The 24,027-nt window shown below is 60.1% G+C and carries 24 protein-coding genes and 1 tRNA gene; 18 read left to right on the top strand and 7 right to left on the bottom strand.

Annotated elements, in window-relative coordinates; translation table 11 throughout:
* Window positions 1–56 precede the first annotated feature (56 nt).
* The 3 genes from ACA079_RS04910 (at window position 57) to ACA079_RS04900 (ending at window position 1,056) form a co-directional block, all read left to right on the top strand.
* A tRNA-Leu gene (locus tag ACA079_RS04910) sits at window positions 57–141 on the top strand.
* Window positions 142–303: 162 nt separating this feature from the next.
* Window positions 304–633, top strand: coding sequence for a hypothetical protein (locus ACA079_RS04905; protein WP_497702765.1), 330 nt, complete (start codon window positions 304–306; stop codon window positions 631–633).
* 57 nt (window positions 634–690) lie between these two features.
* The gene (locus tag ACA079_RS04900) at window positions 691–1,056 is read left to right on the top strand and encodes a hypothetical protein (RefSeq protein ID WP_497702764.1); all 366 of its coding nucleotides are present in this window, start codon (window positions 691–693) and stop codon (window positions 1,054–1,056) included.
* 308 nt (window positions 1,057–1,364) lie between these two features.
* On the opposite strand, the gene ACA079_RS04895 is transcribed toward ACA079_RS04900, so the two are convergent.
* Entirely contained in the window at window positions 1,365–1,724 is a 360-nt protein-coding gene (locus ACA079_RS04895; protein ID WP_497702763.1) for a potassium channel family protein, read from the bottom strand.
* A gap of 562 nt (window positions 1,725–2,286) precedes the next feature.
* Here ACA079_RS04895 and ACA079_RS04890 point away from each other — a divergent pair.
* From ACA079_RS04890 to ACA079_RS04870, 5 genes are all read left to right on the top strand, one after another.
* Window positions 2,287–2,598: a DUF3077 domain-containing protein gene (locus ACA079_RS04890; protein ID WP_497702762.1), complete on the top strand. Its 312-nt coding sequence runs from the start codon at window positions 2,287–2,289 to the stop codon at window positions 2,596–2,598.
* Window positions 2,599–3,311: 713 nt separating this feature from the next.
* Window positions 3,312–3,788 (top strand): formate dehydrogenase subunit gamma, encoded by a 477-nt coding sequence (locus tag ACA079_RS04885; protein ID WP_497702761.1) that lies wholly within the window; start codon window positions 3,312–3,314, stop codon window positions 3,786–3,788.
* Window positions 3,785–5,347: a formate dehydrogenase beta subunit gene (locus tag ACA079_RS04880; RefSeq protein ID WP_497702760.1), complete on the top strand. Its 1,563-nt coding sequence runs from the start codon at window positions 3,785–3,787 to the stop codon at window positions 5,345–5,347. The genes ACA079_RS04885 and ACA079_RS04880 overlap by 4 nt, the downstream gene beginning before the upstream one ends.
* Window positions 5,344–8,226: a formate dehydrogenase subunit alpha gene (gene fdhF / locus ACA079_RS04875; protein WP_497702759.1), complete on the top strand. Its 2,883-nt coding sequence runs from the start codon at window positions 5,344–5,346 to the stop codon at window positions 8,224–8,226. The genes ACA079_RS04880 and fdhF overlap by 4 nt, the downstream gene beginning before the upstream one ends.
* Window positions 8,223–8,444 carry a formate dehydrogenase subunit delta gene (locus tag ACA079_RS04870; protein ID WP_497702758.1) on the top strand — a complete coding sequence of 74 codons (222 nt, stop codon included), beginning with the start codon at window positions 8,223–8,225 and terminating at the stop codon, window positions 8,442–8,444. The genes fdhF and ACA079_RS04870 overlap by 4 nt, the downstream gene beginning before the upstream one ends.
* 163 nt (window positions 8,445–8,607) lie before the next feature.
* Here the strand turns inward: ACA079_RS04870 and ACA079_RS04865 are convergent, their stop codons facing one another.
* The gene (locus ACA079_RS04865; protein ID WP_497702757.1) at window positions 8,608–9,990 is read right to left on the bottom strand and encodes a sensor histidine kinase; all 1,383 of its coding nucleotides are present in this window, start codon (window positions 9,988–9,990) and stop codon (window positions 8,608–8,610) included.
* Window positions 9,987–10,697: a response regulator gene (locus ACA079_RS04860; RefSeq protein WP_497702756.1), complete on the bottom strand. Its 711-nt coding sequence runs from the start codon at window positions 10,695–10,697 to the stop codon at window positions 9,987–9,989. Before ACA079_RS04860 ends, ACA079_RS04865 begins: the two co-directional genes overlap by 4 nt.
* Window positions 10,698–10,863: 166 nt before the next feature.
* On the opposite strand from ACA079_RS04860, the gene ACA079_RS04855 reads away from it, so the two are divergent.
* The 5 genes from ACA079_RS04855 (at window position 10,864) to ACA079_RS04835 (ending at window position 14,730) form a co-directional block, all read left to right on the top strand.
* A complete protein-coding gene (locus tag ACA079_RS04855; protein WP_497702755.1) occupies window positions 10,864–11,652 on the top strand; it encodes an MlaA family lipoprotein in 789 nt (262 codons plus the stop codon).
* Window positions 11,642–11,905 (top strand): hypothetical protein, encoded by a 264-nt coding sequence (locus ACA079_RS04850; protein ID WP_497702754.1) that lies wholly within the window; start codon window positions 11,642–11,644, stop codon window positions 11,903–11,905. The genes ACA079_RS04855 and ACA079_RS04850 overlap by 11 nt, the downstream gene beginning before the upstream one ends.
* A 78-nt stretch (window positions 11,906–11,983) precedes the next feature.
* The gene (locus tag ACA079_RS04845; protein ID WP_497702753.1) at window positions 11,984–13,906 is read left to right on the top strand and encodes an alkaline phosphatase D family protein; all 1,923 of its coding nucleotides are present in this window, start codon (window positions 11,984–11,986) and stop codon (window positions 13,904–13,906) included.
* Window positions 13,907–13,920: 14 nt separating this feature from the next.
* Entirely contained in the window at window positions 13,921–14,430 is a 510-nt protein-coding gene (locus tag ACA079_RS04840) for a P-loop NTPase family protein (protein ID WP_497702752.1), read from the top strand.
* A 102-nt stretch (window positions 14,431–14,532) separates the two neighbouring features.
* Entirely contained in the window at window positions 14,533–14,730 is a 198-nt protein-coding gene (locus tag ACA079_RS04835; RefSeq protein ID WP_497702751.1) for a hypothetical protein, read from the top strand.
* A gap of 88 nt (window positions 14,731–14,818) precedes the next feature.
* On the opposite strand, the gene ACA079_RS04830 is transcribed toward ACA079_RS04835, so the two are convergent.
* Complete coding sequence (locus tag ACA079_RS04830; RefSeq protein WP_497702750.1) at window positions 14,819–16,024, bottom strand: acetylornithine transaminase; 1,206 nt, start codon at window positions 16,022–16,024, stop codon at window positions 14,819–14,821.
* A gap of 102 nt (window positions 16,025–16,126) precedes the next feature.
* Here ACA079_RS04830 and ACA079_RS04825 point away from each other — a divergent pair, with 102 nt between their 5' ends.
* The 3 genes from ACA079_RS04825 to ACA079_RS04815 all read left to right on the top strand — a co-directional run bounded on the left by ACA079_RS04825 (window position 16,127) and on the right by ACA079_RS04815 (window position 18,522).
* Complete coding sequence (locus tag ACA079_RS04825) at window positions 16,127–17,032, top strand: LysR family transcriptional regulator (RefSeq protein ID WP_497702749.1); 906 nt, start codon at window positions 16,127–16,129, stop codon at window positions 17,030–17,032.
* 75 nt (window positions 17,033–17,107) lie between these two features.
* Window positions 17,108–18,121, top strand: a complete 1,014-nt coding sequence (locus ACA079_RS04820; protein WP_497702748.1) for a sensor domain-containing diguanylate cyclase — start codon at window positions 17,108–17,110, stop codon at window positions 18,119–18,121.
* Window positions 18,118–18,522 carry a GNAT family N-acetyltransferase gene (locus ACA079_RS04815; protein WP_497702747.1) on the top strand — a complete coding sequence of 135 codons (405 nt, stop codon included), beginning with the start codon at window positions 18,118–18,120 and terminating at the stop codon, window positions 18,520–18,522. Before ACA079_RS04820 ends, ACA079_RS04815 begins: the two co-directional genes overlap by 4 nt.
* Before the next feature lie 12 nt (window positions 18,523–18,534).
* Here ACA079_RS04815 and msrA read toward each other — a convergent pair whose 3' ends face one another.
* From msrA to msrB, 3 genes are read right to left on the bottom strand one after another with little or no spacing between them, the layout of a single operon-like run.
* The gene (gene msrA / locus ACA079_RS04810) at window positions 18,535–19,242 is read right to left on the bottom strand and encodes a peptide-methionine (S)-S-oxide reductase MsrA (RefSeq protein WP_497702746.1); all 708 of its coding nucleotides are present in this window, start codon (window positions 19,240–19,242) and stop codon (window positions 18,535–18,537) included.
* Between the two features lie 31 nt (window positions 19,243–19,273).
* Window positions 19,274–21,049 carry a cytochrome c biogenesis protein DipZ gene (locus ACA079_RS04805; RefSeq protein WP_497702745.1) on the bottom strand — a complete coding sequence of 592 codons (1,776 nt, stop codon included), beginning with the start codon at window positions 21,047–21,049 and terminating at the stop codon, window positions 19,274–19,276.
* A gap of 42 nt (window positions 21,050–21,091) precedes the next feature.
* Window positions 21,092–21,610 (bottom strand): peptide-methionine (R)-S-oxide reductase MsrB, encoded by a 519-nt coding sequence (gene msrB / locus ACA079_RS04800; RefSeq protein WP_497702744.1) that lies wholly within the window; start codon window positions 21,608–21,610, stop codon window positions 21,092–21,094.
* A 151-nt stretch (window positions 21,611–21,761) separates the two neighbouring features.
* On the opposite strand from msrB, the gene ACA079_RS04795 reads away from it, so the two are divergent.
* Together ACA079_RS04795 and ACA079_RS04790 are read left to right on the top strand one after the other, a co-directional pair.
* The gene (locus ACA079_RS04795) at window positions 21,762–22,478 is read left to right on the top strand and encodes a response regulator transcription factor (protein ID WP_123365373.1); all 717 of its coding nucleotides are present in this window, start codon (window positions 21,762–21,764) and stop codon (window positions 22,476–22,478) included.
* Window positions 22,475–23,992 carry a sensor histidine kinase gene (locus ACA079_RS04790; RefSeq protein WP_497702743.1) on the top strand — a complete coding sequence of 506 codons (1,518 nt, stop codon included), beginning with the start codon at window positions 22,475–22,477 and terminating at the stop codon, window positions 23,990–23,992. The genes ACA079_RS04795 and ACA079_RS04790 overlap by 4 nt, the downstream gene beginning before the upstream one ends.
* The last annotated feature ends 35 nt before the right edge of the window (window positions 23,993–24,027 follow it).

Here is a 24,027-nt window from a genome sequence, read left to right as displayed (position 1 = left end):
CTCCATGTACCTGATTGACCGACGGTTATCTCATCTCTATACTTCGCCGCCATTGAGCCCTGATGGCGGAATTGGTAGACGCGGCGGATTCAAAATCCGTTTTCGCAAGAAGTGGGAGTTCGAGTCTCCCTCGGGGCACCAAAATTAAGAAAGGTCTTGCTTTGCAAGGCCTTTTTTTTCGCCTGTAGAAAAGTGAGCTAACCCCGCCGCCCCGTAGGAGCTGCCGAAGGCTGCGATCTTTTGATTTTGTCTTTTCGGTGCTACAGCCCCAAACCGCTCGCTAACGAATCAAGGATTCACACAATGGAATTGCCACTGGAAACCGTTGCCCTTTTCGCCCTCAAGCTGGCTTATGAGCGGGAAGGAGAAAGTCCGATTCTGCGGGATGATCCGATCATGAGTGATTATGAGCGGGAGGTGTTTGGGTTGCTGGTGCGCCGAGGTGATATCGAGGCCATTCAGTTCAGAGTGGCGCACTGCGTGGGTTTGGCGCTGGAGGCTTTGGGTGGGATCGAGACGCCACTCGGGCGCGAGTTGAATAGGTTGTTCGCTGATTTCAACGCGGTACAGACGATGGAGCAGCTTGAAGCGCCGATCATTGCGCTTAGGGACTATTTGAAAGTTATTCTGTGAGTGATGGGGCGGTGCGCAAACCTAGCTCAGGGAAATGGATATCAAGGACAGCATTAAATGGAAGTGATTGGATTGTTTTCGCTCGCCGCTATTACGGCGGGAGTGTGGATTTGGGTGGTGAGGTGTCGCGGCACCTGGAATCTGTTGATCGCGAACCTTGCGGGCGCTATCGGCGGTTTTATCGTCGCACTGATGATTGTGTCAGTAGTTATCGAAATCCTCGGTTTCGGGCGACCGGGCAGCGCCCAGAAGTTGATAATGTCGATGTCTGCCGGCGGCGCCGGGATAGGAACGTGGCTTTGGGTGTATCGCATCCGTCGAGCGCAACATCCTGTCTTTCGCCTTTTAATCGGCGGGATGTGCGGTCTGTTCGCGTCAGTAATCGCTTTTTTGCTGTGCGCCGCGATTATTCAAGGCTCCTGAGCGAATCCGATGCTACGCATCTTGCTCGACTGGACAGGCATTCAATCGTCTAAACCACCGAGACCATCGCATGTCGATTTGCCCTCCCCTACCCGTGGCGCTTTCGCGAGCAAGCTTTGCTCCTACAGGGTTTGCGTTGAATTGACTGGCATTGTTAGCCCCGAGTTCTTTCGGGGCTTTCGACCTGCTGGTGATGCCCTGCACGTTGACCGCGAAGATGCGTTTGTTGGTAACACACCACGCCGTCACGCATGGATTTGCAGGAGTCGATGACTTGCTCCCCCTTCCAGTAGCAACCAAGCATGACTTCACACCGTCGGCTTATCCGACTCTTCATGCCCCGCCGCCCGCACTGCAACCTCAATCGCCCGAACACTGATCGCCGCAAATATCGCCGTCATCAGCACCCCGTTGAACCCCAGCAAAATCGCCAGAACCCGCGAGACGCCAAGTTTCGGCACTAGCTCTCCATAGCCAATGGTCAAACCGGTCACGAAGCCGAAATAGATGCCGTCAAAAAGATCCCAGCCCTCTAGATAGCTGATGATGAGGCCGAACAGCACAATCAGAAAAAACAGTACGGAAAAGATCGGCCAGACAACACGCAAGTAGAACCCGATTGCTTTGAAGAATTCTCGACGGACGTTCGATGCATGAGTGTGCTTCATGTCATGGGCTTCCTGAGGTTTGCCTGAGGGGCAGGCGTATTAACACCCCATCAGCTTGGCACAAGCGCTGGAAACTGGTGGCCACGCTGCTCGCGACCAACGGACCGCTGTCCGCGAATAATAAGTACGGAGAAAAAAGGGACAGTCGACATTTCCTCATTTCGGGTTGTTAAGGACAAAGTGTTCAAGGTTGCAGAAAAGGGGTCTGCACGATACCCTTTCGCCGTCGCTGCCAATTCAGCGACCGGGTGTGGTAACCCGAGTTATTCAAGGCGCTACAGCGCCCCCATCACGATTGCCGGCGCTTTTTTTATGCCAGCAAGCGTGAGTTATGGCAGCTGTGCGTGGGACGCCTTCGGGCGTGCCGGTTTCCTTGATTCCCGGTTTACCACCCTGCGCACAGCTGTCACCCATTCGTGTGGTAACGAACGTGGCAGCTCCTCATATCAAGGAGTCTGATAATGCGCAGCATCAATCCGTATAAAATTTGGCTGTTCCCTCTACGCAATTCCCAATCGCGTAACGCCCTTCCCCGCTGCCTATCCGTTATCGGAGGTGGCCAATGACCGATCAACCCGAACTCAAAACCATCGGACTAACCCCCGCCATCTACTGCGCGGACCAAGCCCTATTCCATGTCACTCGCGGCGTTCCCCTCGGCGATGCGTTATCGATGGCTTCTGACTTTCTGTTCCTCGCCAAGAAGCTGACCGAAGATGCTGCTTACGCCACAGACACCGACCGTCACGCCTGGGCCGCGCATTATTTGACGGCGATGAGTAAGGCGGTGGTTGATGATGCGGTGAAGGTTCTGAATCGGGATCGGGATAATGAGCTGGCGTCTAAGCGGGCGGGGGCGAAGGCTGAAGCTTAGTGTTTGAGGCCTGTGGGGGGGGCTTGCGATGGTGGTAGTTGATTCAGCATTTTTGTTGGCTGGGCTGGCGCTATCGCGAGCAAGCTCGCTCCCACAGGGATTGTGGTGAGCTGGCAGGCATTGTTTTGCCCGACTAGGTGGTTGGGTTGTCATTGCGGTGCATCTTCAGCATTGATGGTGGCTGGGCTGGCGCTATCGCGAGCAAGCTCGCTCCCACAGGGGTTTTGTGGGGTGATTGGGATTTGGGATTTGGCCCGAGGTTTTTTTGGGTTTTTTATTATTCGGCTCGGGGTGAATGGCTTTCGGTTTACAGCGGGATAGATCAACGCATCTGCACCCTGGAATGCCTACGGATCTGATGCTGTTTCTTACCTGTAATGCTTGCTATATATCAGCCATCGACAGGCCCTCAGGGCATTAGGCCGGTGAGTAAACGCCCCGCGCGGCACTCATCTAGACTTAATGGATAGTCGTAGGCAGAACCGAACACGTCGCTTTGGTGCAGTTCAATCAAAAGCGCCGTGGCAAGCTGCCCTTTATGCCCAGTAGAGGTGCGGCGAAGACCGTGCCGGGCACAACAAGATGCCCGCTCAGGGTGCCCTGGCCAACGGCCTGAAATTGCCACGATACCGTGACGTGGTGTGAGTGCCGCAGCCGACACTTTCGGACGACCGACAACCATCTGGTTTGTCCGTGACCGTGAGGATTGCTGAATGCCTGATGAGATGTTGCACCTGCCTTTGGTCAACAGCCTGCTGGAGCGCCACAAGGGCTCTCCGGGTGCACTGTTGCCCATTCTTCATGATATTCAGGAACGCATCGGTTACATCCCCGATGCGGCCGTCCCCGAGATTGCCCACGCCCTCAATCAGAGTCAGGCCGAGATTCGCGGGGTGATCAGCTTTTACCATGACTTCCGTACTGCGCCGCCGGCCAAGCATATCCTGCGGCTGTGCCGCGCCGAGTCCTGCAAGAGTCGTGGTGCCGAGCAGCTCGCCGCGCAGTTGCGCGAACGTCTGCAACTGGACGATCACGGCAGCAGCGCCGACGGCAGCATCAGTTTGCGCCCGGTGTATTGCCTCGGCGCCTGCGCCTGCTCGCCCGCTCTGGAGCTGGATGGCCGGGTGCATGCGCGGCTCAGTGCCGAGCGTCTAGATGCCTTGCTCGACGCTTGCCGGGAGGACGCATGATGCCGGCTCTCTATCTGCCCACTGATTCTCTTGCCCGTGCCGTGGGTGCCGATGAGGTGGCGGTGGCCCTTATCACTCAGGCCCGGGAACGCAATCTGCCCCTGGAGTTGCAGCGCACCAGTTCGCGCGGCCTGTATTGGCTGGAACCGCTGCTGGAAGTGGACAGCCCGCAAGGCCGTATCGGATTCGGCCCGCTGACCGCCGCCGATGTGCCATCCGTGCTCGAAGCCCTGCAAGGCGAGCCGTCCGCGCATCCACTGGCCTTGGGCCTGATGGAAGAATTGCCGTATCTGAAGACTCAACAACGCCTGCTGTTCGCCCGCGCCGGCATTACCCGGCCGCTGTCCCTGGATGATTACCGGGCGCACGGCGGCTTCGAGGGCTTGACCCGCGCCGTCGCAGTGGGCGGCGAGCAGACCGCGACGGAAGTGTTCGATTCAGGCCTGCGTGGCCGTGGCGGCGCAGCGTTCCCGGCCGGGATCAAATGGCGCACGGTGCGCGCTACCCAGGCTGCGCAGAAGTACATTGTGTGCAACGCCGACGAAGGCGACTCCGGCACCTTTGCCGATCGCATGTTGATGGAAGGCGACCCCTTCCTGCTGATCGAAGGCATGGCCATTGCCGGGATCACCGTCGGCGCCACCTACGGCTACATCTATGTGCGCTCGGAATATCCAGACGCCGTGGCCACACTGCGCCAGGCGCTGAACCTTGCTCGGGCCGCCGGTTACCTCGGCGCCAATGTCGGCGGCAGCGGCCAGGCGTTCGATATGGAAGTGCGGGTCGGGGCCGGAGCTTACATCTGCGGTGAGGAAACCGCGCTGCTGGACTCTCTCGAAGGCAAGCGTGGGATTGTCCGCGCCAAGCCGCCGATCCCTGCGTTGAAGGGGCTGTTTGGTCTACCGACGCTGGTGCACAACGTGCTGACGCTGGCCTCGGTGCCGTTGATTCTGGCCAAGGGCGCGCAGTTCTATCGCGATTACGGCATGGGCCGTTCCCTCGGCACCATGCCTTTCCAACTGGCGGGCAATATTCGTCATGGCGGTCTGGTGGAACGGGCCTTTGGCCTGACCCTGCGGGAACTGGTGGAAGACTACGGTGGTGGCACCGCGAGTGGCCGGCCGCTGAAGGCTGCGCAGGTGGGCGGCCCGCTCGGTGCCTGGGTGCCGCCTTCGCAATTCGACACGCCGCTGGATTACGAAGCGTTCGCCGCCATCGGCGCGATGCTCGGTCACGGTGGTGTGGTGGTGGCTGACGACAGCCTGGACATGGCCCACATGGCGCGCTTCGCCATGCAGTTCTGCGCAGAAGAATCCTGTGGCAAATGCACCCCGTGCCGCATCGGCTCGACCCGGGGCGTGGAGGTGATCGACCGCCTGCTGGCCGCGCCTGACCAGAGCGGTCGTGATGAGCAGGTGATCATTCTCAAGGACCTGTGCGACACCCTGCAATACGGTTCGCTGTGCGCGTTGGGCGGCATGGTTTCCTTTCCGGTAGCCAGCGCCCTCAAGCACTTCCCCGCCGACTTCGGTCTGCAAGCCTCGGAGGCCGACCAATGATCACTCTCTTCGACCCGAACACCGATATCGATCTTGGCACTCCGGCCCGCGACAGCCAGGTGCAAGTCACCTTGAACATCGACGGTCGCAGCATCAGCGTGCCCGAAGGCACTTCGGTGATGCGCGCCGCTGCGCTGCTCGGCACCACCATTCCGAAACTGTGTGCCACCGACAGCCTGGAAGCCTTCGGCTCCTGCCGCATGTGCCTGGTCGAAATCGACGGCATGCGCGGCTACCCGGCGTCTTGCACCACGCCGGTCACCGAAGGCATGAGCGTGCACACCCAGACGCCGAAGCTCGCGACCCTGCGGCGCAATGTCATGGAGCTGTACATCTCCGATCACCCGCTGGATTGCCTGACCTGCTCGGCCAACGGCAACTGCGAGCTGCAAACCGTCGCCGGCCAGGTCGGCCTGCGAGAAGTGCGTTACGGCTATGAAGGCGACAACCATCTCGCCGATGTGAAGGACACTTCCAACCCCTACTTCGACTACGACCCGAGCAAGTGCATCGTCTGCAACCGCTGCGTGCGCGCCTGCGAAGAAACCCAGGGCACCTTTGCCCTGACCATTACCGGGCGCGGTTTCGAATCCCGGGTCGCGGCCGCCGGTGGCGAGAACTTCCTCGACTCGGAGTGCGTGTCCTGCGGCGCCTGTGTGCAAGCCTGCCCCACCGCGACCCTGATGGAAAAAAGCGTGGTCGAACTGGGTCAGCCGGAACGCAGCGTGATCACCACTTGTGCCTATTGCGGCGTGGGCTGCTCGTTCCGCGCCGAGATGAAAGGCGACCAACTGGTGCGCATGGTTCCGGACAAGAATGGCCACGCCAACCACGGCCACTCCTGCGTCAAAGGACGCTTTGCCTGGGGCTACGCCACCCACCCGGATCGCATCACCAAACCGATGATCCGCCAGCACATCAACGACCCGTGGCAGGAAGTCAGCTGGGATGAAGCGGTGACCTACGCCGCCAGCGAATTCCGTCGGTTGCAGCAAAAATATGGCCGCGATTCCATTGGTGGCATCACCTCCAGTCGTTGCACCAACGAAGAAACCTACCTGGTGCAAAAACTGGTACGCGCCGCCTTCGGTAACAACAACGTCGACACCTGTGCGCGGGTCTGCCACTCGCCGACCGGCTATGGCCTGAAACAAACCCTTGGCGAGTCCGCCGGCACCCAGAGTTTCGACTCGGTGATGCAGGCCGACGTGATCCTGGTGATGGGCGCCAACCCCAGCGACGCCCACCCGGTGTTCGCCTCCCAGCTCAAACGCCGCTTGCGTGAAGGCGCGCAGCTGATCGTCATCGACCCACGACGCATTGATCTGGTGGACTCGGTGCATGCCCGCGCCGAACTGCACCTGGCCCTGCGCCCGGGCACCAACGTCGCCATGCTCAACGCCCTGGCCCACGTCATCGTCACCGAAGGCTTGCTCAATCAGCCCTTCATCGACGCTCGTTGCGAGGGAACGGATTTCGCCCACTGGAGCGAGTTCGTCAGCCGCGCGGAAAACTCGCCGGAAGTCCTTGGCCCCATCTGCGGCGTAGAACCTACCGACATCCGCGCCGCCGCCCGCCTGTATGCCACCGGCGGCAACGCGGCGATCTACTATGGCCTGGGCGTCACCGAGCACAGCCAGGGCAGCACCGCCGTCATGGGCATCGCCAACCTGGCCATGGCCACCGGCAACATCGGCCGCGAAGGCGTGGGCGTGAACCCGCTGCGTGGGCAGAACAACGTTCAGGGCTCCTGCGACATGGGTTCTTTCCCACACGAGCTGCCTGGCTACCGACACATCTCCAACGAGGTGGTGCGAGCGCAGTTCGAGCAGGCCTGGAATGTCACCCTGCAACCTGATCCGGGCCTGCGCATTCCCAACATGTTCGAGTCTGCGCTGGCCGGCAGTTTCAAGGGCCTGTACTGCCAGGGCGAGGACATCGCTCAGAGCGATCCGAATACACAACACGTCACCGCGGCACTGTCGGCCATGGAGTGCGTGGTGGTGCAGGACATTTTCCTCAACGAAACTGCGAAGTTCGCCCACGTGTTCCTGCCGGGCGCTTCGTTCCTGGAAAAGGACGGCACGTTCACCAACGCCGAGCGACGCATCTCCCGGGTGCGCAAAGTCATGGACCCTCTGGGCGGCAAGGCCGATTGGGAAGGCACCGTGGCCCTGGCCAACGCCCTGGGCTACCCGATGAACTACAAACACCCATCGGAAATCATGGATGAAATCGCCAGCCTGACGCCGACCTTCACCAACGTCAGCTACGCCGCACTGGACAGCCACGGCAGCCTGCAATGGCCGTGCAACGCCGCGGCACCGGACGGCACGCCGACCATGCACATTGAGGAATTCGTGCGCGGCAAGGGGCGTTTCATGCTCACCGGCTACGTGCCCACCGAGGAGAAGGTCAACAATCGCTATCCGCTGCTGCTGACCACCGGACGCATCCTCAGCCAGTACAACGTCGGCGCCCAGACCCGGCGTACCGACAACGTCGCCTGGCACGACGAAGACCGTCTGGAAATCCATCCGACCGACGCCGAGAGCCGGGGCATCAACGAAGGTGACTGGGTCGGCATCGGCAGCCGCGCCGGACAGACTGTACTGCGTGCGCGGGTCACCGAACGGGTCGCCCCAGGCGTGGTGTACACCACTTTCCACTTCCCTGAATCGGGGGCCAACGTCATCACCACCGACAACTCCGACTGGGCCACCAACTGTCCGGAGTACAAGGTCACGGCCGTGGAAGTCAGCCGCGTTTACCACCCTTCCGAGTGGCAAAAACGCTACCAGGAATTCAGCGACAACCAGCACCGTCTGCTCAACGAACGCCGTCAGGCGCGTGGCACTAAAGCCGAGGTACGCCGATGAGCACTGCCAACCTGGTCAAAATGGCCAACCAGATCGCCCAGTACTTCGCCAGCCAACCGGACCAGCAACAGGCCGTGCTCGGCGTGCGTAATCACCTGCAGATGTACTGGACGCCCGGCATGCGCAAGGAATTGCTGGCCTGGCAGACGGAGCATAAGGGGGAAGACTTGCATCCACTGGCGCAGGCAGCGGTCAGTGGGGCGGGCTGGGAGGCTTAGGTTCAGATGATCCATTAAGCCGTCACGCAATTTTTTGTAGCAGCTGGCGCAGCCTGCGTTCGGCTGCGCAGCAGTCGTGAAATCAGGGGATGCGGTGTCTCAGGAAGACCGCAAGCTCAGGTTTTACGACTGCTGCGCAGCCGAACGCAGGCTGCGCCAGCTGCTACAAGATTGTGTCATTGCAGAAATTGCTTAACTGTCTGGGCGTTGGATGCACCGGCAACACCACCAACGCTTCCAACCCACCCGTCGACCGATTACGCAGTGTCAGCTCGCCTCCGTGTTCCAGCACGATCGCCCGCGCCGCCGACAACCCCAAACCAACGCCCCCCGTGCTTTTGTTCCGCGAGCCCTCCATTCTGAAGAACGGTGCAAAAACCTGTTCAAGACTGGCATCCGGAATACCCGGCCCGCGATCCAGTACTTTGATCCTCACCTCCCCAGCTCCGGGGATCAGTTCAATCGCCGGCTCACTACCGTACTTGATCGCGTTATCCAGCAGATTGGTCATCACCCGCTTAAGCCCCAACGGTCGCCCGAAATACACCCACCGCGACGGCCCACTGAAAGCAATCTCGAAACCCTGATCACGGTAATCATCCAGCAGCGTTTGCAGCAGTTCCGCCAGATCAAACTGGGTCGCCGGCTCAAGCCGGGCATCATCGCGGAAGAACTCCAACGCCGAGTTGATCATCGCCTGCATTTCATCCACATCACGAAACAACCGCTGCTGTTGCTCGCTGTCTTCGATGAATTCGCCACGCAAACGCATCCGCGTCAGAGGCGCGCGCAGGTCGTGGGAGATGGCGGCGAGCATTTGTGTGCGGTCGCGGATGAAGTGTTGTAACTGGGCCTGCATGGCGTTGAACGCGAGGATTGCCTGGCGAATCTCCTGTGGGCCCAGCGGTTCGATGGGCGGTGCACGGAAGTCCACGCCGAAGCGTCGGGCACCTTCGGCAAAGTGCTGCAACGGTGTGGCAAGGCGCCGGGTGGCGATCAGCGCGACCAGGGCGGTGGAGATCAGCACCAGCAGGATCACGATCAGGTAGCGTGGCGTTTCGTCGAGGCCCCAACTGCGCGAAGGCGCGGAGAACATCAGCCATGTCGAATCCGATAGCTCGATCAGCAGCGCGTAATGCGCGTCCGCCGTGTGCTCCGTCCAGTCGGCCGGTTCATAGGCTTCGATGCGCCGGTCTGGGGCTCTGAGCATCGGCTGCAGGATGGTCGAGCCGATGTCAGACTTCGGATCGTCCACGGTCGGTAGATTGAGATCGTGCCGATCAGCGTGCCAACTGACGGTGAAGCCGTTCTCGCCGGCAGCTTGCGCCAATGAGTTTCGCAGGGGCGCCGGTGCAGCCTCGATGATGCGGCTAATGGCGGCGGCTTTTTCCAGCAGGCCGATTTCGGTCAGCGGCGGACGCGCCCACACGCCGGCCAGTTGGATAAACAGCCCGTTGAGCGCCAGTGAAATGAGCATGGCCAAAATGATCGTCAACGCGATCCAGCGCGCCACCGTATCCCGGCGAATCCGCTTCAGCCAGCTCATCGCCGCGTCACGCTGGGCGTGAACAGGTAACCGCCATTGCGCACGGTGCGAATCATCGCCGGGCGTTTGGTGTCGGACTCGAGTTTGCGCCGCAGGCGGCTGACCTGAACGTCGATGCTGCGATCAAAGGCGTCATGGCAATGCCCACGCGCCAGGTCCAGCAATTGCTCGCGGGTGAGAATGCGCTGCGGGTGTTCGACGAAGACCAGCAGCAAGTCAAACTCACCGGCCGACAGCGGAATCATCACGTTGTCCGGCGAACGAAGTTCGCGGCGAGTCACGTCCAGGTGCCAGTCGGCGAAGTCGATCAGCGGTCGAGGCCGTTCTTGCGATACCGGACGGCGCTCGTCCACGCGACGCAACACGGCACGCACTCTGGCCAGCAGTTCACGGGCGTCGAAGGGTTTGGTCAGGTAATCGTCGGCGCCCAGTTCCAGGCCGACCACCCGGTCGCTGAGTTCGCCCATGGCCGTGAGCATGATCACCGGAATGGAATGTCGAATCCGCAGTTGCTGGCACAGGATCAGCCCGCTGTCCCCGGGCAACATCACGTCAAGAATAATCAGGTCTGACGGCTGGCGCTCGATGGCCGCCCACAGCGATGCGCCGTCGGTGGCGACTTCGACGCTGTAGCCGTGCTGCACGAAGAATTTTTTCAGTAGATCGAGGACTTCAAGGTCGTCGTCCACAATTAAAAGACTGTTCACCGAAGGTCACTTAAGGGGCGAATGGAGCCGCCATCTAAAACCATTCACGGCAGCGCGTCATATATTTCAATCCTGCAATAAAACGTCAGCGCCGCAATAAACCAGACATCTTTGCGCAAGGCTTGGGGCTCAGCATCTCGGCGAATTCCTCCCGAGATTCGCGTCTATGTTGCCTTTCAAATGTGCTCCCTGGCTGACCCGCAACACCTCGATTGCCGTGCTGGCCGCAGGGTTGGCGGGTTGCAGCAGTCAGCCGCCGTCCACCGATGTGAGTTGCGCCGACATCGCCTATTCGGTGGACGACCCGGCGGAACCGTTCAATCGTGGGGTCTTCGCGTTCAATCGTGTTGTCGATGACTATGCCATGGCGCCGGTCGCTCGCGGCTATCGCTACTCGCCGGACTTTTTCCAGACCGGTGTGCATAACTTTGTGGCGAACTTCGGCGAGCCCAAGGTTTTCATCAATGACCTGCTGCAAGGCAACCCGATGCGCTCGGTCAACACCGTGGGGCGTTTCGCGCTCAACACCACGGTCGGCGTGGTGGGCTTGATCGATGTCTCCGGCATGGCCGGCATCCCGCGTCATGACGCAGATTTCGGCCAGACGTTTGGCGTGTGGGGCATCGGCAACGGTCCGATCGTCGAACTGCCTTTGCTCGGCACCTCGAACAGCCGCGACGCCGTCGGCCACGTGCTCGGTTTTGTGGTCGATCCGTTCGGCAGCAACAACGACACCGTGGACACGTTGTCCACCATCAGCACAGTCGGCGGCATCGTCGATGGCCGCGCAGAAGCCTTACCGTTGACCGACAGCCTGCAAAAACTGCCGGACTACTACAGCGCGTTACGCAACGTAGTCGCCGAGCATCGTGCCGCTTACGTGACCGATGGCAAACAAGGCTCGCCGACGAACACCAAAACACAATGCACAGGAGCACCGGCCGATGGTTTCTGAAGGCAATAGCCTGACTCTGCAGCAACGGGTCAACCAGCCCGACCCGGCCACTCTGCACTGTCGGGAAATTACCCTGCGCCTTTCAGCGGACTGTCGCCATCTGGTACTCAGCCGCTACACCGAACACTATGGCCCGGCGCTGGTGCGATGGATCGAGCGTAGCCACACGGTGTCCGTGACAGAGCTGTTTCGCTGGCTCGTGGCCAATGGCGAGACGGATGAAATGAAGGCGGACGGCCAGCCGTTGCCTTGACTGTCGGATTCGAGCCAGTTGCGTTTCATTGACGTCAGCTGCGTTATCATCCCGCGCTTCTCTGTTCCAAAAACCCGGATGTCCATGTCTTTGCCGCTGCCTGACGATCATCAATCCTTGCCACCTGTCCTGGTCGGGCCGCTGTTGCGGCGTCTGGAGCCCACTCGACTGGTGATGTGGCTGGTGGGGTCGCGGGCTCTGTCGCTGACGTTGCGTCTGCAAGATCGCGACGCTATCCACCTCGATGCGAGTCAGTGCACGGTCATTGCGGTGGGCACCCAGGCCTTTGTTCATTTGATCGATGTGTCACTGGACACCGCCCTGCCCTGCGACACGTTAATCGAATACGACCTGCTGATTGACGACGCTGGTGCAGGCATTGCCGATTGGGCTCCGCACTTGCTGTACGGCGACGCCCGTTGCCCAAACTTCGTCCTGCGTAAACGGGCCGATCATCTGTTGCACGGTTCCTGCCGCAAACCTCACCATCCGGCCCCGGACGGTTTGCTGTGCGTTGATCGTTTGCTGGAGGCCGAGCCGGATGCACACAAACGTCCGGCGCTGTTGATGATGAGCGGCGATCAGGTGTATGCCGACGATGTCGCGGGGCCGATGCTGCGAGCCATCCATGCCTTGATCAAGCGCTTGGGGCTGTTCGAAGAGCACCTCGAAGGCGCGGTGGTCAGTGACAGCGCCAAACTCTACGAGCACGCCGCCAGCTACTACCATCGTGCGGATTTGTTACCGGCGCTGGAGAGCAACGAAACCCTGCGCGAGCGATTTTTCGGTGGGGCGCGTAAGCCGATTTTCACCAGCAGCAGTGCCGACAACCATCTGGTGACGTTCGCCGAAGTCATGGCCATGTACCTGCTGGTCTGGTCGCCAACACCCTGGACATTGATCGCCCCGCAACCACCGGCACTGACACCTGAAAGACGCGAACGTTATGCCCTTGAGCAGTCGCACATTAATGGCTTCAAAGCCGGCCTTGGAGGTGTCGCCCGAGCACTCGCTCACCTGCCGTGCCTGATGATTTTCGACGACCACGATATTACCGATGACTGGAATCTATCCGCGCAATGGGAGGAAACGGCCTACGGCCATCCGTTCTCCAGGCGCATCATCGGCAACGCGCTGATTGCTTATATGCTGTGCCAGGGCTGGGGCAACAACCCGGATGCGTTCGGCGCTGTGCTGAAGAAGGCCGGCGGATTGAGCGCGACCGGGCATGACCGCTACCTCGACAGCGACATTCAAGACGAGTTGATTGACGAGCTGCTGAGGTTTCAGAACTGGCATTACGTGCTGCCCACCAGCCCGGCCATCGTTGTGCTCGACACCCGCACCCGGCGCTGGCGCAGCGAGATGAACCTCAAGCAGCCATCGGGCTTGCTGGACTGGGAAGCCCTCAGCGAACTGCAACAGGAACTGCTCGATCACCCTTCGGCAATCATCGTTTCGCCGGCACCGATCTTCGGCGTCAAACTGATCGAAACCGTGCAGCGCGTTTTCAGCTGGTGCGGTTATCCCCTGCTGGTGGACGCCGAAAACTGGATGGCCCATCGCGGTGCGGCCCAGGTGATCCTGAACATTTTCCGACACTCGCGCACACCCGGTAATTACGTGGTGCTGTCGGGCGATGTGCATTATTCCTTCGTCTACGAAGTACTGATCCGACACCGCAAGGCCGGCCCGCGCATTTGGCAGATCACCAGCAGCGGCATCAAAAACGAGTTCCCGCCCGCGCTGCTCGAGTGGTTCGACCGCCTCAACCGCTGGCTCTACTCGCCCCGCTCACCGCTGAACTGGCTGACCAAACGCCGGCGCATGCGCATTGTTCCCCATGTCCCGGAACATGCTGAAGCGGGTGAACGGTTGTGGAATTCGGCGGGGATCGGGCAAGTGTTCTTTAATGAAAAAGGACAGCCGCAAGAGATCTATCAGCACAACTCAAACGGTTCGCCGAAGACGCGGATGGTTGCGCCTGACAACGAAGACTGAAATGGCGAGTCATCATGGACCTCACTCGAACCCTGATCATCGGCAACTCCGGTTCCGGCAAAAGTTGGCTGGCCGAACGACTGGCCAGGCACCTGCAAGTGCCGTGGGTCGATCTCGATTCGATTCACTGGTTGTCCGATGAACACAGCATCGCCCGCCCCCGTGCCGAGGCGTTGGGCATGGCACGGGTGGTGGCCAGTGAAGAGCGCTGGGTTATCGAAGGCGTTTACGGCTGGATCATCAGCGAACTCTTACCCCGGGCGACAGCACTGATCTGGCTGTGTGTTGAAGATGAGGAATGTGTTGCCAATGTTCGTCAGCGAGAGGCGCAGCGGGACAAGAATGACGAGTTGTTGATTGCGTTGCTCGACTGGGCCGGCAGCTATCGTACGCGCGAAGAGTCCAGTGGATTTGCCGCGCATCAGCGTCTGTTCGATGAGTTCAGCGGTTCGAAACGGCAACTCGTGAGCCGAGCGCAAATGAATGATTTTATCCATTCTCCACCCCGCACCTGGCGCAATTGAGCGCTGGGGATGGCGTGTTAATCGGATCGGGATTACATAGGTCACGGAAACGTCTTTTGGGAAGTCGAGGGATACTGAGTGCCTCTCGATGAGGAGAACACAATGCGAACCGTCCAACAATCAGATAGCGATCACTTTGGAAAAGGCTCTGCGGCCACCCCCAAAGCAAGTGATGAAACCGCTTACCTTTTAAGTTCGAAAGCCAATGCGAAACGCTTGCTCAAGTCGATCGCGACTTTGCGGACAGGAACAACCAGCACTGGCAAGCCAATTACACTGACGGAAACGCCGATCCTGTAGGAGCTGCCGAAGGCTGCGATCTTTTGATCTTCAGCGACTTCAGCTCCGGTCAGAATCAAGATCAAAAGATCGCAGCCTTCGGCAGCTCCTACGAAAGGTTTGCGTGAGTCCTAGGGATTTCAGCCACTTTCAGCACCCGACACACCCCTCTGACAATCATCTCCACTTCCCGCTCATCAATCGTCAGCGGTGGCAGCAAGCGAATAGTCTTTCCCCGTGTCACGTTGATCAGTAAGCCGTGATCCCGCGCCGCGATCAGGGTCAGGTCGCGAATCGGTTGTTTGAGTTCGATGCCAATCATTAATCCCTGGCCGCGGATCTCCAGGACGTTCGGGTCGTCCGCCAATTCGATGCGCAACTTGGCCAGCAAACGCTCGCCCTGAAGTTTGGCGTTTTCCAGCAGCCCTTGTTCCTCGATGATCTCCAGCACGGTGCAACCCACGCGGCAGGCCAGTGGATTGCCGCCGAAGGTGCTGCCGTGACTGCCGGGGGTGAAGAGGTCGGCGGCTTTGCCCCGGGCCAGACAGGCGCCAATGGGAATGCCATTGCCCAGGCCTTTGGCCAGGGTCATGACGTCCGGAACGATGCCTTCGTGCTGAAAGGCAAACCACTGACCGGTGCGGCCGATGCCGGTCTGGATTTCGTCGAGCATCAGCAGCCACGAGCGCCGAGTGCAGAGTTCGCGAATGGCTTTCAGATAACCGGGCGGGGCCATTTGGACACCGCTTTCACCCTGAATCGGCTCCATCAGGATCGCCACGATGCGTGGGCCGTGGGCTTGCTGCACCTTGTCCAGCGCCTTGAGGTCGCCGAATGGCACTTTGACGAAGTCCCCCGGCAACTCGTTGAAACCCAGGCGTACGGCCGGGCCATCACTGGCGGACAAGGTGCCCAATGTGCGGCCATGAAAGGCGTTTTCCATGACCACCACCAGCGGTTGTTCTATGCCTTTTTGCCAGCCATATAGCCGCGCCAGTTTCAGCGCCGTCTCGTTGGCTTCGGCACCGGAGTTGTTGAAGAAGGCTCGCTCCATGCCCGCCAATTGCGTCAGTTTCTGCGCCAGCTGCTGTTGCCAGTCGATGCTGTAAAGATTGGAGGTGTGCAGCAATAGACCAGCCTGTTCGCTGATGGCTGAGACAATTTTCGGATGGGAGTGACCGACGTTGGTCACTGCCACGCCCGCCACCGCGTCCAGGTATTCACGACCGGCCTGATCCCAAAGGCGCGTGCCCAGGCCCTTGCTGAAACTCAAGGCCAAGGGTTGGTAAGTCGTCATCAGGCAGGCGGCGGTCATGACATCAAGCTCCATCAATGGTCGGTGTTTTTGCAGTATGGTTAGCCACCTGAGCTAGATAAACGCTGCAACACTTCAATCATTTTAAAGCTGGGCTTGATAATGAATTTGTTCCAGGCAATGACCGTTTACGTCCGAGTGGTGGAAACCGGCAGCATGACCGCCGCCGCGCTGCATTGCGAAATGTCCACGACCATGGTCGGCAATCACCTGCGGGCGTTGGAGCAACGCCTGGGTGTGCGCCTGCTCAACCGTACGACACGACGCCAGCGGTTAACGGAATTCGGCACCGCTTATTACCAGCGCTGCCTCGAAGTGCTGGGGCTGGTGGCCGATTCCGAACGGTTGGCCGAGCAAGCCCTCGACGAACCGAGCGGCACCTTGCGCATCACCGCACCGCTGACGTTCGGCACCGAAAAACTGGCACCCGCCCTGAGTGAATTCGCCCTGCTGTGTCCACGCGTCAAATTGGATGTGGTCCTCACCAATCGCCGTCCGGACCTGCTCGAAAACGGTTTCGACGTGGCGTTCCGCCTGGGAAATACCGTGGAGACCCACCTGATCGCCCGTCCACTCCTCGACTACAGCCTGACCATGTGTGCATCACCGGAGTACCTGGCGCGCAAAGGCACACCGCAGAAACCTGATGATCTGCAACACCACGACTGTCTGTCCTTTGCCTATCCGGCCGGGGATGACTGGCAGTCGGTGGAAAAACATTGGCGCCTGACCGGTCCCGAGGGAGAAGTGGCGGTAGCGGTCAATGGACCGATGTTGATCAACAGTTCGGCAGGACTGCATCAAGCGGCGCGAACCGGTATGGGCATCGTGGTGTTGCCTGATGCGTTGATGGAGCAAGATCTCAAGGACGGAAAACTGGTGGCATTGATGCCGAATTACCTGCCGCCGAGCCGACCAATGAACCTGATGTATGCCCAGGATCGCTACCGTTTGCCAAAACTGCGTAGTTTCGTCGACTTTGCCTTGCAGAGATGGGGCAAGCACTAGCCGACCGAATACCCCATGCACTAATCTCCTCGACAGGCGGGTCACTTAGATATCAGGGCGGCAAGGAGTGCGGAGATGGGTGAAGCGTCGAATATCGAGCCGTTGAAGTTCAATCTGTCGGATTTGAACGAAGACATGCTGCACACCATTCTGGAGCTGGTCAGCGACGGCATCTGGGACTGGAACGCCAACACCGGGTTCGTCTATCGCAACCCCGGGTGGTACGAGATGCTCGGCTACCCGCCTCATTCCCTGGATAACAACGTGTTGACCTGGGAAAACGTGATCCATCCCGACGATTACCCGCAGGTCATGGCGCTGTTCGACGACTACCTGAATCAGCGCGCCCCCGGCTATCAGGCCGAGTATCGCTGCCGAAAACAGGATGGCAGCTATACCTGGATCGAAGACCGTGGCTACGTATTGGCACGCAATGCCGACGGCTCGGTGGCGCGGATGGTCGGCGCGCACCGCAGCATCGAAGACAAGAAGCGTCTGTACGAAGCGCTTGAACGGCGCAACCAATCCCTTGAAGCAATCGTTGAAGAACGCACCCGAGAGTTGTCTCGCGTCAATCAGCAACTGCAAATCCAACTCGAAGAAAACCGCAAACTGGCGGAAACCGACACACTGACCTCAATCGCCAATCGCTATCTTCTGGAAAAATCCCTGCCCCAGGAATGCGAACGCGCCCAGCGCTTTCGACAACCGCTGTCGCTGATTGCGATGGACATCGACGACTTCAAGAACATCAACGATCACTATGGCCACGCGCTGGGTGATGCGGCATTGGTGCAGGTGATCGATAGCGTGAAGCACTGCGTGCGTGAAGGCGATCTGCTCGCGCGTTGGGGTGGCGACGAATTCATCCTGATCCTACCCAATACACCACTCGCCGACGCCCGGACCCTCGCCGAACGTATCCGCCATGACCTCGCAAGCCTGCTGCCAGTGGGGGACTTTCAAGTGACCATGAGTTTTGGCGTGGTTCAGCGCTTTGAAGAAGAACAACAGACCGGACTGCTGGCCAGGGCTGATCAAGCGCTGTATCGGTCGAAGATCGCGGGCAAGAATGTGATTTCCGGATGAACAACGCCTTGCATGTCCGCGATGTACTGCCCTCGGAAGTAGAGTGCGTACGCCTTTTTCTGGGGCAGAACGGGTGGGCTCACCGCACAGGTTCCGCTGAACATTTTGCTCAGTTGATCGCTCACTCCCAACGCACAGCCCTTGCTATGAAGGACTCCCAAATTATTGGTTTTGCCCGAGGCATCACTGACAGCCTATCAAACGGTTATCTGTCGATGGTCGTTGTCTGTGGACAGCATCGACGTGAAGGTGTCGGGCGTGCGTTGGTTGAACATGTCATGGGTGAGAACACCGACATGACCTGGGTTCTGCGAGCAGGCCGGGAAGGCGCTTCGGATTTCTTTTCAAGCCTGGGTTTTGAAACGTCGACCATTGCGATGGAGCGCCCGCGTCGTAAATAGCCAACCCGCCATTCACATCCCCGCCTTCACCAACACCGGTTTCTCCTGATACCGATCCGGATAAAGCTTTTTCAGCTGCGCGACCTTCGGTAGATCGTTGATCACGATGTAGGGATAGGTCGGGTGCTCGGTCAGAAAATCCTGATGTTCCTCCTCCGCCGGGTAGAAACCGTTGTAGGTCTCCAGCTTGGTGACAATGGGTTTGTTGAACGAACGGGCGGCGTCGAGCTGGGCGATGTAGGCCTGGGCGATACGCTGCTGTTCGCTGTTTTCCGGGAAAAGCGCCGAGCGATACTGAGTGCCGCGGTCAGGTCCCTGACGGTTGAGTTCGGTAGGGTTGTGAGCCACCGAGAAGTAGATTTGCAGCAAGGTGCCGTAGCTGACCTGACGGGGGTCGAAGGTGACTTCGACGGATTCCGCATGACCGGTATCGCCGTCGCTGACCCGCTCATATTGGGCGGTGCTCGCAGCTCCACCGGCATAACCGGAGACCGCTTTCTTCACCCCTTTGACATGCTGGAACACACCTTGGACGCCCCAGAAGCAACCGCCGGCAAAGACCGCCCTTTCGCTGTCGGCCTGGGTGGTTTCGTCGAGGGTGGGTGGAGGAATGATGACCGCGTCTTCCGCCGCACCGAAGGAGAACGCCAGGCATTGGCCGATGACGCCGGCAGCGGCCAGGCCCAACAGGGCGCGGCGCCAGGTGAATAGGGTTTTCATGAGGCTGATTCCTGAATGAATGGAATGACGATCAACCGAACGTAAACGCATACGCCGACACTCCGGGATCTAGAAACTCGATGCTGAAGGTCCGATCCGTCACGCCGCCGGTTTGGCGCACCAATTGGTACAAGCGTTGTTCAGTCACGCTGCCGCTGCCGTCGGGTGCCACGTCGGTACCGTGGGCATCGCCGGGGGCTTTTCCGTCAATCAACACTTTGAAACGCACCGGTTTACCGTCAGTGCCAGGCCCCAGCACCAGATGCAGATCGCGGGCATGGAAGCGGTAGACGATGCGACTGGCCGGTGCGCTAGAAGTCGCTCGCTCCGAGCCGACATTCCATTGACCGTCCAGGCTCCAGTCGTTGAGTGCTAATTGCGATGGAGCGCTATAGGCCGACACTTTGTCCGGCACCAGGCTGGTTTCAGGCACGAAATGCTCGGCACGCTGGTAGCCGACATAGGTTTCCGGTGATTGCACTTCATTCATGTCCGGGGCCAGTTGAACACCTTCGGCACTGGCATTGATCAGGCCGTCCGCGACCTTCGCGGCACCTGCTTCGCGCAGCAGTTGCTGGATCACCCGTTCCGATTCGGCGTACTCGCCCTCACCAAAATGGTGATAACGGATGCGACCTTGAGCGTCGGCAAAATAGTGGGCCGGCCAGTATTGGTTGTTGAAAGCTCGCCAGACCTTGAAGTCATTATCGATGGCCACCGGGTAGTTGATGCCCAGGTCCTTCATCGCTTTGGTGACATTGCCTACGTCTCGTTCGAAAGCAAACTCGGGCGCATGGACGCCAATCACCACCAATCCCTGATCGCGGTACTTCTCGGCCCAAGCCTTCACATAAGGCAGCGAGCGCAGGCAGTTGATGCAGGAGTAAGTCCAGAAATCCACCAGCACAACTTTGCCTTTCAAGGCCTGCGCTGTAAGGGGTGGCGAGTTGAGCCATTGCACCGCGCCGTCCAGCGGTGGAAGGTTGCCTTCAATCGGCAGTGCGCCCGGTGCTTTGTCAGCCGCTTTCATTGCACTTCCCGAGGCCGGAACCTGCGCCATCATCGCCCCGCTACCGTTCGGTGTTTTACCGACCAACCGTCCCACCAACGCCTGCTCGATACCGCCGGTGGACGCCGTCGAAACCCGCGCCAGAATCCCGGTGTCGAGCCCCAGGGCGATGGCCGCGACACCGGCCAGCATCGCGGCGCCCAGACCTCGACGCAGCCACTCGCCAGCGCCGATGGAACGCTTCATCGCCGCGAAGACTTTACCGCCCAGCAGCAGCGCCACCGCGAGGGAAGTTGCGGCACCCGCGGCGTAGGCCAGCAACAACAAGGTGGTTGCGATGCTTGCCCCTTGCAGCGCGGCCCCTGTCAGCAACAGACCCAGAATCGGCCCGGCGCACGGAGCCCAGAGCAGGCCCGTGGCGACGCCGATCAGGAACGAAGCGCCGGGACGCGGCCGGGCATCGGCGCCCGCGGCTTCCGACAACCGACTGCCCGCTGCCACCAGTGGCCGGGTCAGACGCTCGGCCAATCGCGGCAGCAACAGCGTCAGCCCGAACAATGCAACGAACAGCAACGCGAGCCAGCGACCGTACTGATTGACTTGCACCACCCAACCGCCGCCCACCGCTGCCAGCGAGGCGACGAGCGCAAAGGTCAGCGCCATTCCCGCCAATAGCGGCAACCCGCTCTTCATAAACGGCTGCCCGGTGCGAGCGAAGACAAAGGGCAGTACCGGCAGGATGCACGGGCTGACAATCGTCAGCACACCACCGAGATAAGCGAGGACCAGAAGCCACATAACGTCGACCTGCAAAAATGAGTGAAAGGGAGTACCCGCGGATCAAGTCGCCTGCGGCACGAATGTCATCGCCAGGCCGTTCATGCAGTAACGCAGACCGGTGGGTTTGGGCCCATCGTCGAAGACATGGCCCAGATGACCACCACAACGCCGGCAGTGGACTTCTTCGCGCAGCACCCCGAAGGAGCGGTCCTGACGAGTGGCCACAGCCTTGTCCAGCGGCGCCCAGAAGCTCGGCCAACCGGTACGGCTGTCGAACTTGGTCGCGGAAGAAAACAGCGGCAGGCCGCAACCGGCACAGGCAAACGTACCTTCCCGGTGCTCGTTGTTCAGCGGGCTGCTGTAGGCCCGTTCAGTGCCCTCTTCGCGCAGGATTTCGTATTGCTCGGCGCTGAGCATGGCGCGCCATTCGCTGTCACTGTGAGTCACCTCGAACACCTCTGCCGCGTCGGCATCACTGACCAGTGCAGAACGCGCGGCAAATTTTGGCAATACACCGATGACCAGGGCTGCAGCGCCTAGCCCGCCGCTTGCTAAGAGAAACTGTCGCCGTGAAAACATGGTCGTCTCCGAAAATTCCAGGTGCCTGTCATGGAACACAGCCTAGGCTTGGGTTGATCGCCAAATCCTCACGAGAAGTTAAACAATTCGTGATAACTCAGGCCCCGGAAAACCCGCACAATGCGCTCATTGCGCCGAAGGATTGAGCTTGATGGAACAGACCAAACGCGTCCTCGTGGTCGAGGACGACCTGCATATCGCCGACCTTATCTGCCTGCATCTACGCGATGAGCAGTTCGAGGTGGTGCACTGCGCCGATGGCGATGAAGGCATGCGCCTGCTGCAGCAAGGAAGCTGGGACGCACTGATCCTCGACCTGATGCTGCCCGGCGTCGACGGCCTGGAAATCTGCCGCCGGGCCCGCGCCATGGCCCGCTACACACCGATCATCATTACCAGTGCGCGCTCCAGCGAAGTGCACCGGATTCTCGGGCTCGAACTCGGCGCCGACGATTACCTGGCCAAACCCTTTTCCATGCTCGAACTGGTGGCCCGGGTCAAAGCGCTATTGCGACGGGTAGACGCCATGGCCCGCAATCTGAAAATGGACGCCGGCAGCCTGATCACGGACGGCCTCTCCATCGACCCGATCACTCGCGATGTGTCCCTTGACGGTCGCCGCCTCGACCTCACGCCACGGGAGTTCGACCTGTTGTATTTCTTCGCCCGTCAGCCCGGCAAAGTGTTCTCGCGCATGGATCTGCTCAACGCCGTCTGGGGCTACAGCCATGAAGGCTACGAGCACACCGTCAACACTCACATCAACCGCTTGCGGGCAAAGATCGAGGCCGATCCGGCACAACCGGCGCGCATCCTCACGGTATGGGGACGAGGCTACAAATTCGCGGCCAGGGAGGAGCAGCCGTGAGACTGACCCTGACTCAGCGCCTATCTCTGGTTTTCGCCGTGTTGCTGCTGGTGTGCTGCGGCACGTCGGCCTGGATGCAGGTGCGGTCCAACCAGATGCATGAGCTGGAAGTGGTGCAAGGGTTGTCGCGGGATCTGGCCCAACACATCGCCCATGACACCGTGCTGATGGACACCAAAGGCCTGATGCCCGACGCCGTGCGCGACCTGTTCAGCAAACTGATGCTGGTCAATCCCAGTGTCGAGGTCTATCTGCTCAACCCCGAGGGCCAGATTGTCGGCAGTGCTGCGCCCGAGGGTCGGATACGCCGGGAGCGGGTCGATCTGGCGCCGATCCAGCGTCTGCTCAAGGGCGATGCCCTGCCGATTCTCGGCGACGATCCGCGCAGCGTCGATGGCCGCAAAGTGTTCAGCGCCGCGCCATTACAGGTCGATGGCAAACCGGTGGGTTATCTGTATGTGGTGCTGCTGAGCGAAGAGCACGACCGCTTCGCCGAACGCGGTGCCACCAGCGCTGCCCTGAATACCGCGCTGTTGTCCATCGGGCTGGTGGCGTTGCTGTGCCTGATTGCCGGTCTCACGGCATTCGCCCTCATCACCCGACCTTTGCGCCGTTTGACCGAAACCGTCAGCCAGTTCGACATTGATGGTGCTCCGGTAACGCCGCCTGCATCCGTCCCGACGGAAAAAGCCGCCAGCCACGATGAGATTGCCATACTCGACGCCACCTTCCGGCAGATGCAGGCGCGCCTCGGTGAGCAATGGCGCTCATTGACCCGCCAGGATCAGGAACGCCGCGAACTGGTGGCCAACATCTCCCACGACCTGCGCACGCCTCTCGCCTCGCTTCACGGTTACCTGGAAACCTTGTCGCTCAAGGACGCCACGTTGTCACCCGCCGACCGCCGCCGTTACCTGGGTATCGCGCTGGATCAAAGCCGCAAGGTAGGTGGTCTGGCGCAATCGCTGCTGGAACTGGTGCGCCTGGAACATGGCTTCGTGCAACCGGTGCTGGAGCGCTTCTCGCTGACCGATCTGGTGCAGGACATTTTCCAGAAGTTCGAACTGACGGCCGAGGCGCGTCACGTCGAACTGAAGGCCACCTTCGCGCCCAATGTTTCAGCGGCGTGCGCCGACCTTGGGTTGATCGAGCGGGTGCTCACCAACCTGTTCGACAACGCCCTGCGCCACACCCCGCTAGGGGGAGAAATCGAGCTCAGCCTGCGTCCTCAAGGACCTTTTATCGAAGTGACCGTCAGCGACACCGGCCCCGGCATCGCTGCCGAATTGCGCGAAGGTCTGTTCCTGCGCCCGTTCAACATTGGCGGCGCACGGCGTGATGGCGGACTGGGGTTACGCATCGTGCACCGGATCCTGCAATTGCATGGCCGCGAGATCCAGCTGATTGATGTTCCCGGACGCGGCGCGACCTTCCGCTTTTCGTTGGCGGTGGATCAGCAAACGGCCGAGCAATTGGCGGTGCGGTCGATGAATCTGAATTCGCTGGGGAAATAGTCGACTGCCTGGGCCACAGCAACGGCTAATATCCC

It is taken from the genome of Pseudomonas sp. LBUM1645, assembly GCF_059716185.1.
This window is presented reverse-complemented; position numbering and strand designations above follow the sequence as displayed.

What these genes read in the sequence shown, in the direction of transcription:
- ACA079_RS04905 (WP_497702765.1), top strand. Translation starts at nt 304, where the DNA reads ATGGAATTGCCACTGGAAACCGTTGCCCTTTTCGCCCTCAAGCTGGCT.
- ACA079_RS04900 (WP_497702764.1), top strand. Translation starts at nt 691, where the DNA reads ATGGAAGTGATTGGATTGTTTTCGCTCGCCGCTATTACGGCGGGAGTG.
- ACA079_RS04895 (WP_497702763.1), bottom strand. Translation starts at nt 1,724, where the DNA reads ATGAAGCACACTCATGCATCGAACGTCCGTCGAGAATTCTTCAAAGCA.
- ACA079_RS04890 (WP_497702762.1), top strand. Translation starts at nt 2,287, where the DNA reads ATGACCGATCAACCCGAACTCAAAACCATCGGACTAACCCCCGCCATC.
- ACA079_RS04885 (WP_497702761.1), top strand. Translation starts at nt 3,312, where the DNA reads ATGCCTGATGAGATGTTGCACCTGCCTTTGGTCAACAGCCTGCTGGAG.
- ACA079_RS04880 (WP_497702760.1), top strand. Translation starts at nt 3,785, where the DNA reads ATGATGCCGGCTCTCTATCTGCCCACTGATTCTCTTGCCCGTGCCGTG.
- fdhF (WP_497702759.1), top strand. Translation starts at nt 5,344, where the DNA reads ATGATCACTCTCTTCGACCCGAACACCGATATCGATCTTGGCACTCCG.
- ACA079_RS04870 (WP_497702758.1), top strand. Translation starts at nt 8,223, where the DNA reads ATGAGCACTGCCAACCTGGTCAAAATGGCCAACCAGATCGCCCAGTAC.
- ACA079_RS04865 (WP_497702757.1), bottom strand. Translation starts at nt 9,990, where the DNA reads ATGAGCTGGCTGAAGCGGATTCGCCGGGATACGGTGGCGCGCTGGATC.
- ACA079_RS04855 (WP_497702755.1), top strand. Translation starts at nt 10,864, where the DNA reads ATGTTGCCTTTCAAATGTGCTCCCTGGCTGACCCGCAACACCTCGATT.
- ACA079_RS04850 (WP_497702754.1), top strand. Translation starts at nt 11,642, where the DNA reads ATGGTTTCTGAAGGCAATAGCCTGACTCTGCAGCAACGGGTCAACCAG.
- ACA079_RS04845 (WP_497702753.1), top strand. Translation starts at nt 11,984, where the DNA reads ATGTCCATGTCTTTGCCGCTGCCTGACGATCATCAATCCTTGCCACCT.
- ACA079_RS04840 (WP_497702752.1), top strand. Translation starts at nt 13,921, where the DNA reads ATGGACCTCACTCGAACCCTGATCATCGGCAACTCCGGTTCCGGCAAA.
- ACA079_RS04835 (WP_497702751.1), top strand. Translation starts at nt 14,533, where the DNA reads ATGCGAACCGTCCAACAATCAGATAGCGATCACTTTGGAAAAGGCTCT.
- ACA079_RS04830 (WP_497702750.1), bottom strand. Translation starts at nt 16,024, where the DNA reads ATGACCGCCGCCTGCCTGATGACGACTTACCAACCCTTGGCCTTGAGT.
- ACA079_RS04825 (WP_497702749.1), top strand. Translation starts at nt 16,127, where the DNA reads ATGAATTTGTTCCAGGCAATGACCGTTTACGTCCGAGTGGTGGAAACC.
- ACA079_RS04820 (WP_497702748.1), top strand. Translation starts at nt 17,108, where the DNA reads ATGGGTGAAGCGTCGAATATCGAGCCGTTGAAGTTCAATCTGTCGGAT.
- ACA079_RS04815 (WP_497702747.1), top strand. Translation starts at nt 18,118, where the DNA reads ATGAACAACGCCTTGCATGTCCGCGATGTACTGCCCTCGGAAGTAGAG.
- msrA (WP_497702746.1), bottom strand. Translation starts at nt 19,242, where the DNA reads ATGAAAACCCTATTCACCTGGCGCCGCGCCCTGTTGGGCCTGGCCGCT.
- ACA079_RS04805 (WP_497702745.1), bottom strand. Translation starts at nt 21,049, where the DNA reads ATGTGGCTTCTGGTCCTCGCTTATCTCGGTGGTGTGCTGACGATTGTC.
- msrB (WP_497702744.1), bottom strand. Translation starts at nt 21,610, where the DNA reads ATGTTTTCACGGCGACAGTTTCTCTTAGCAAGCGGCGGGCTAGGCGCT.
- ACA079_RS04795 (WP_123365373.1), top strand. Translation starts at nt 21,762, where the DNA reads ATGGAACAGACCAAACGCGTCCTCGTGGTCGAGGACGACCTGCATATC.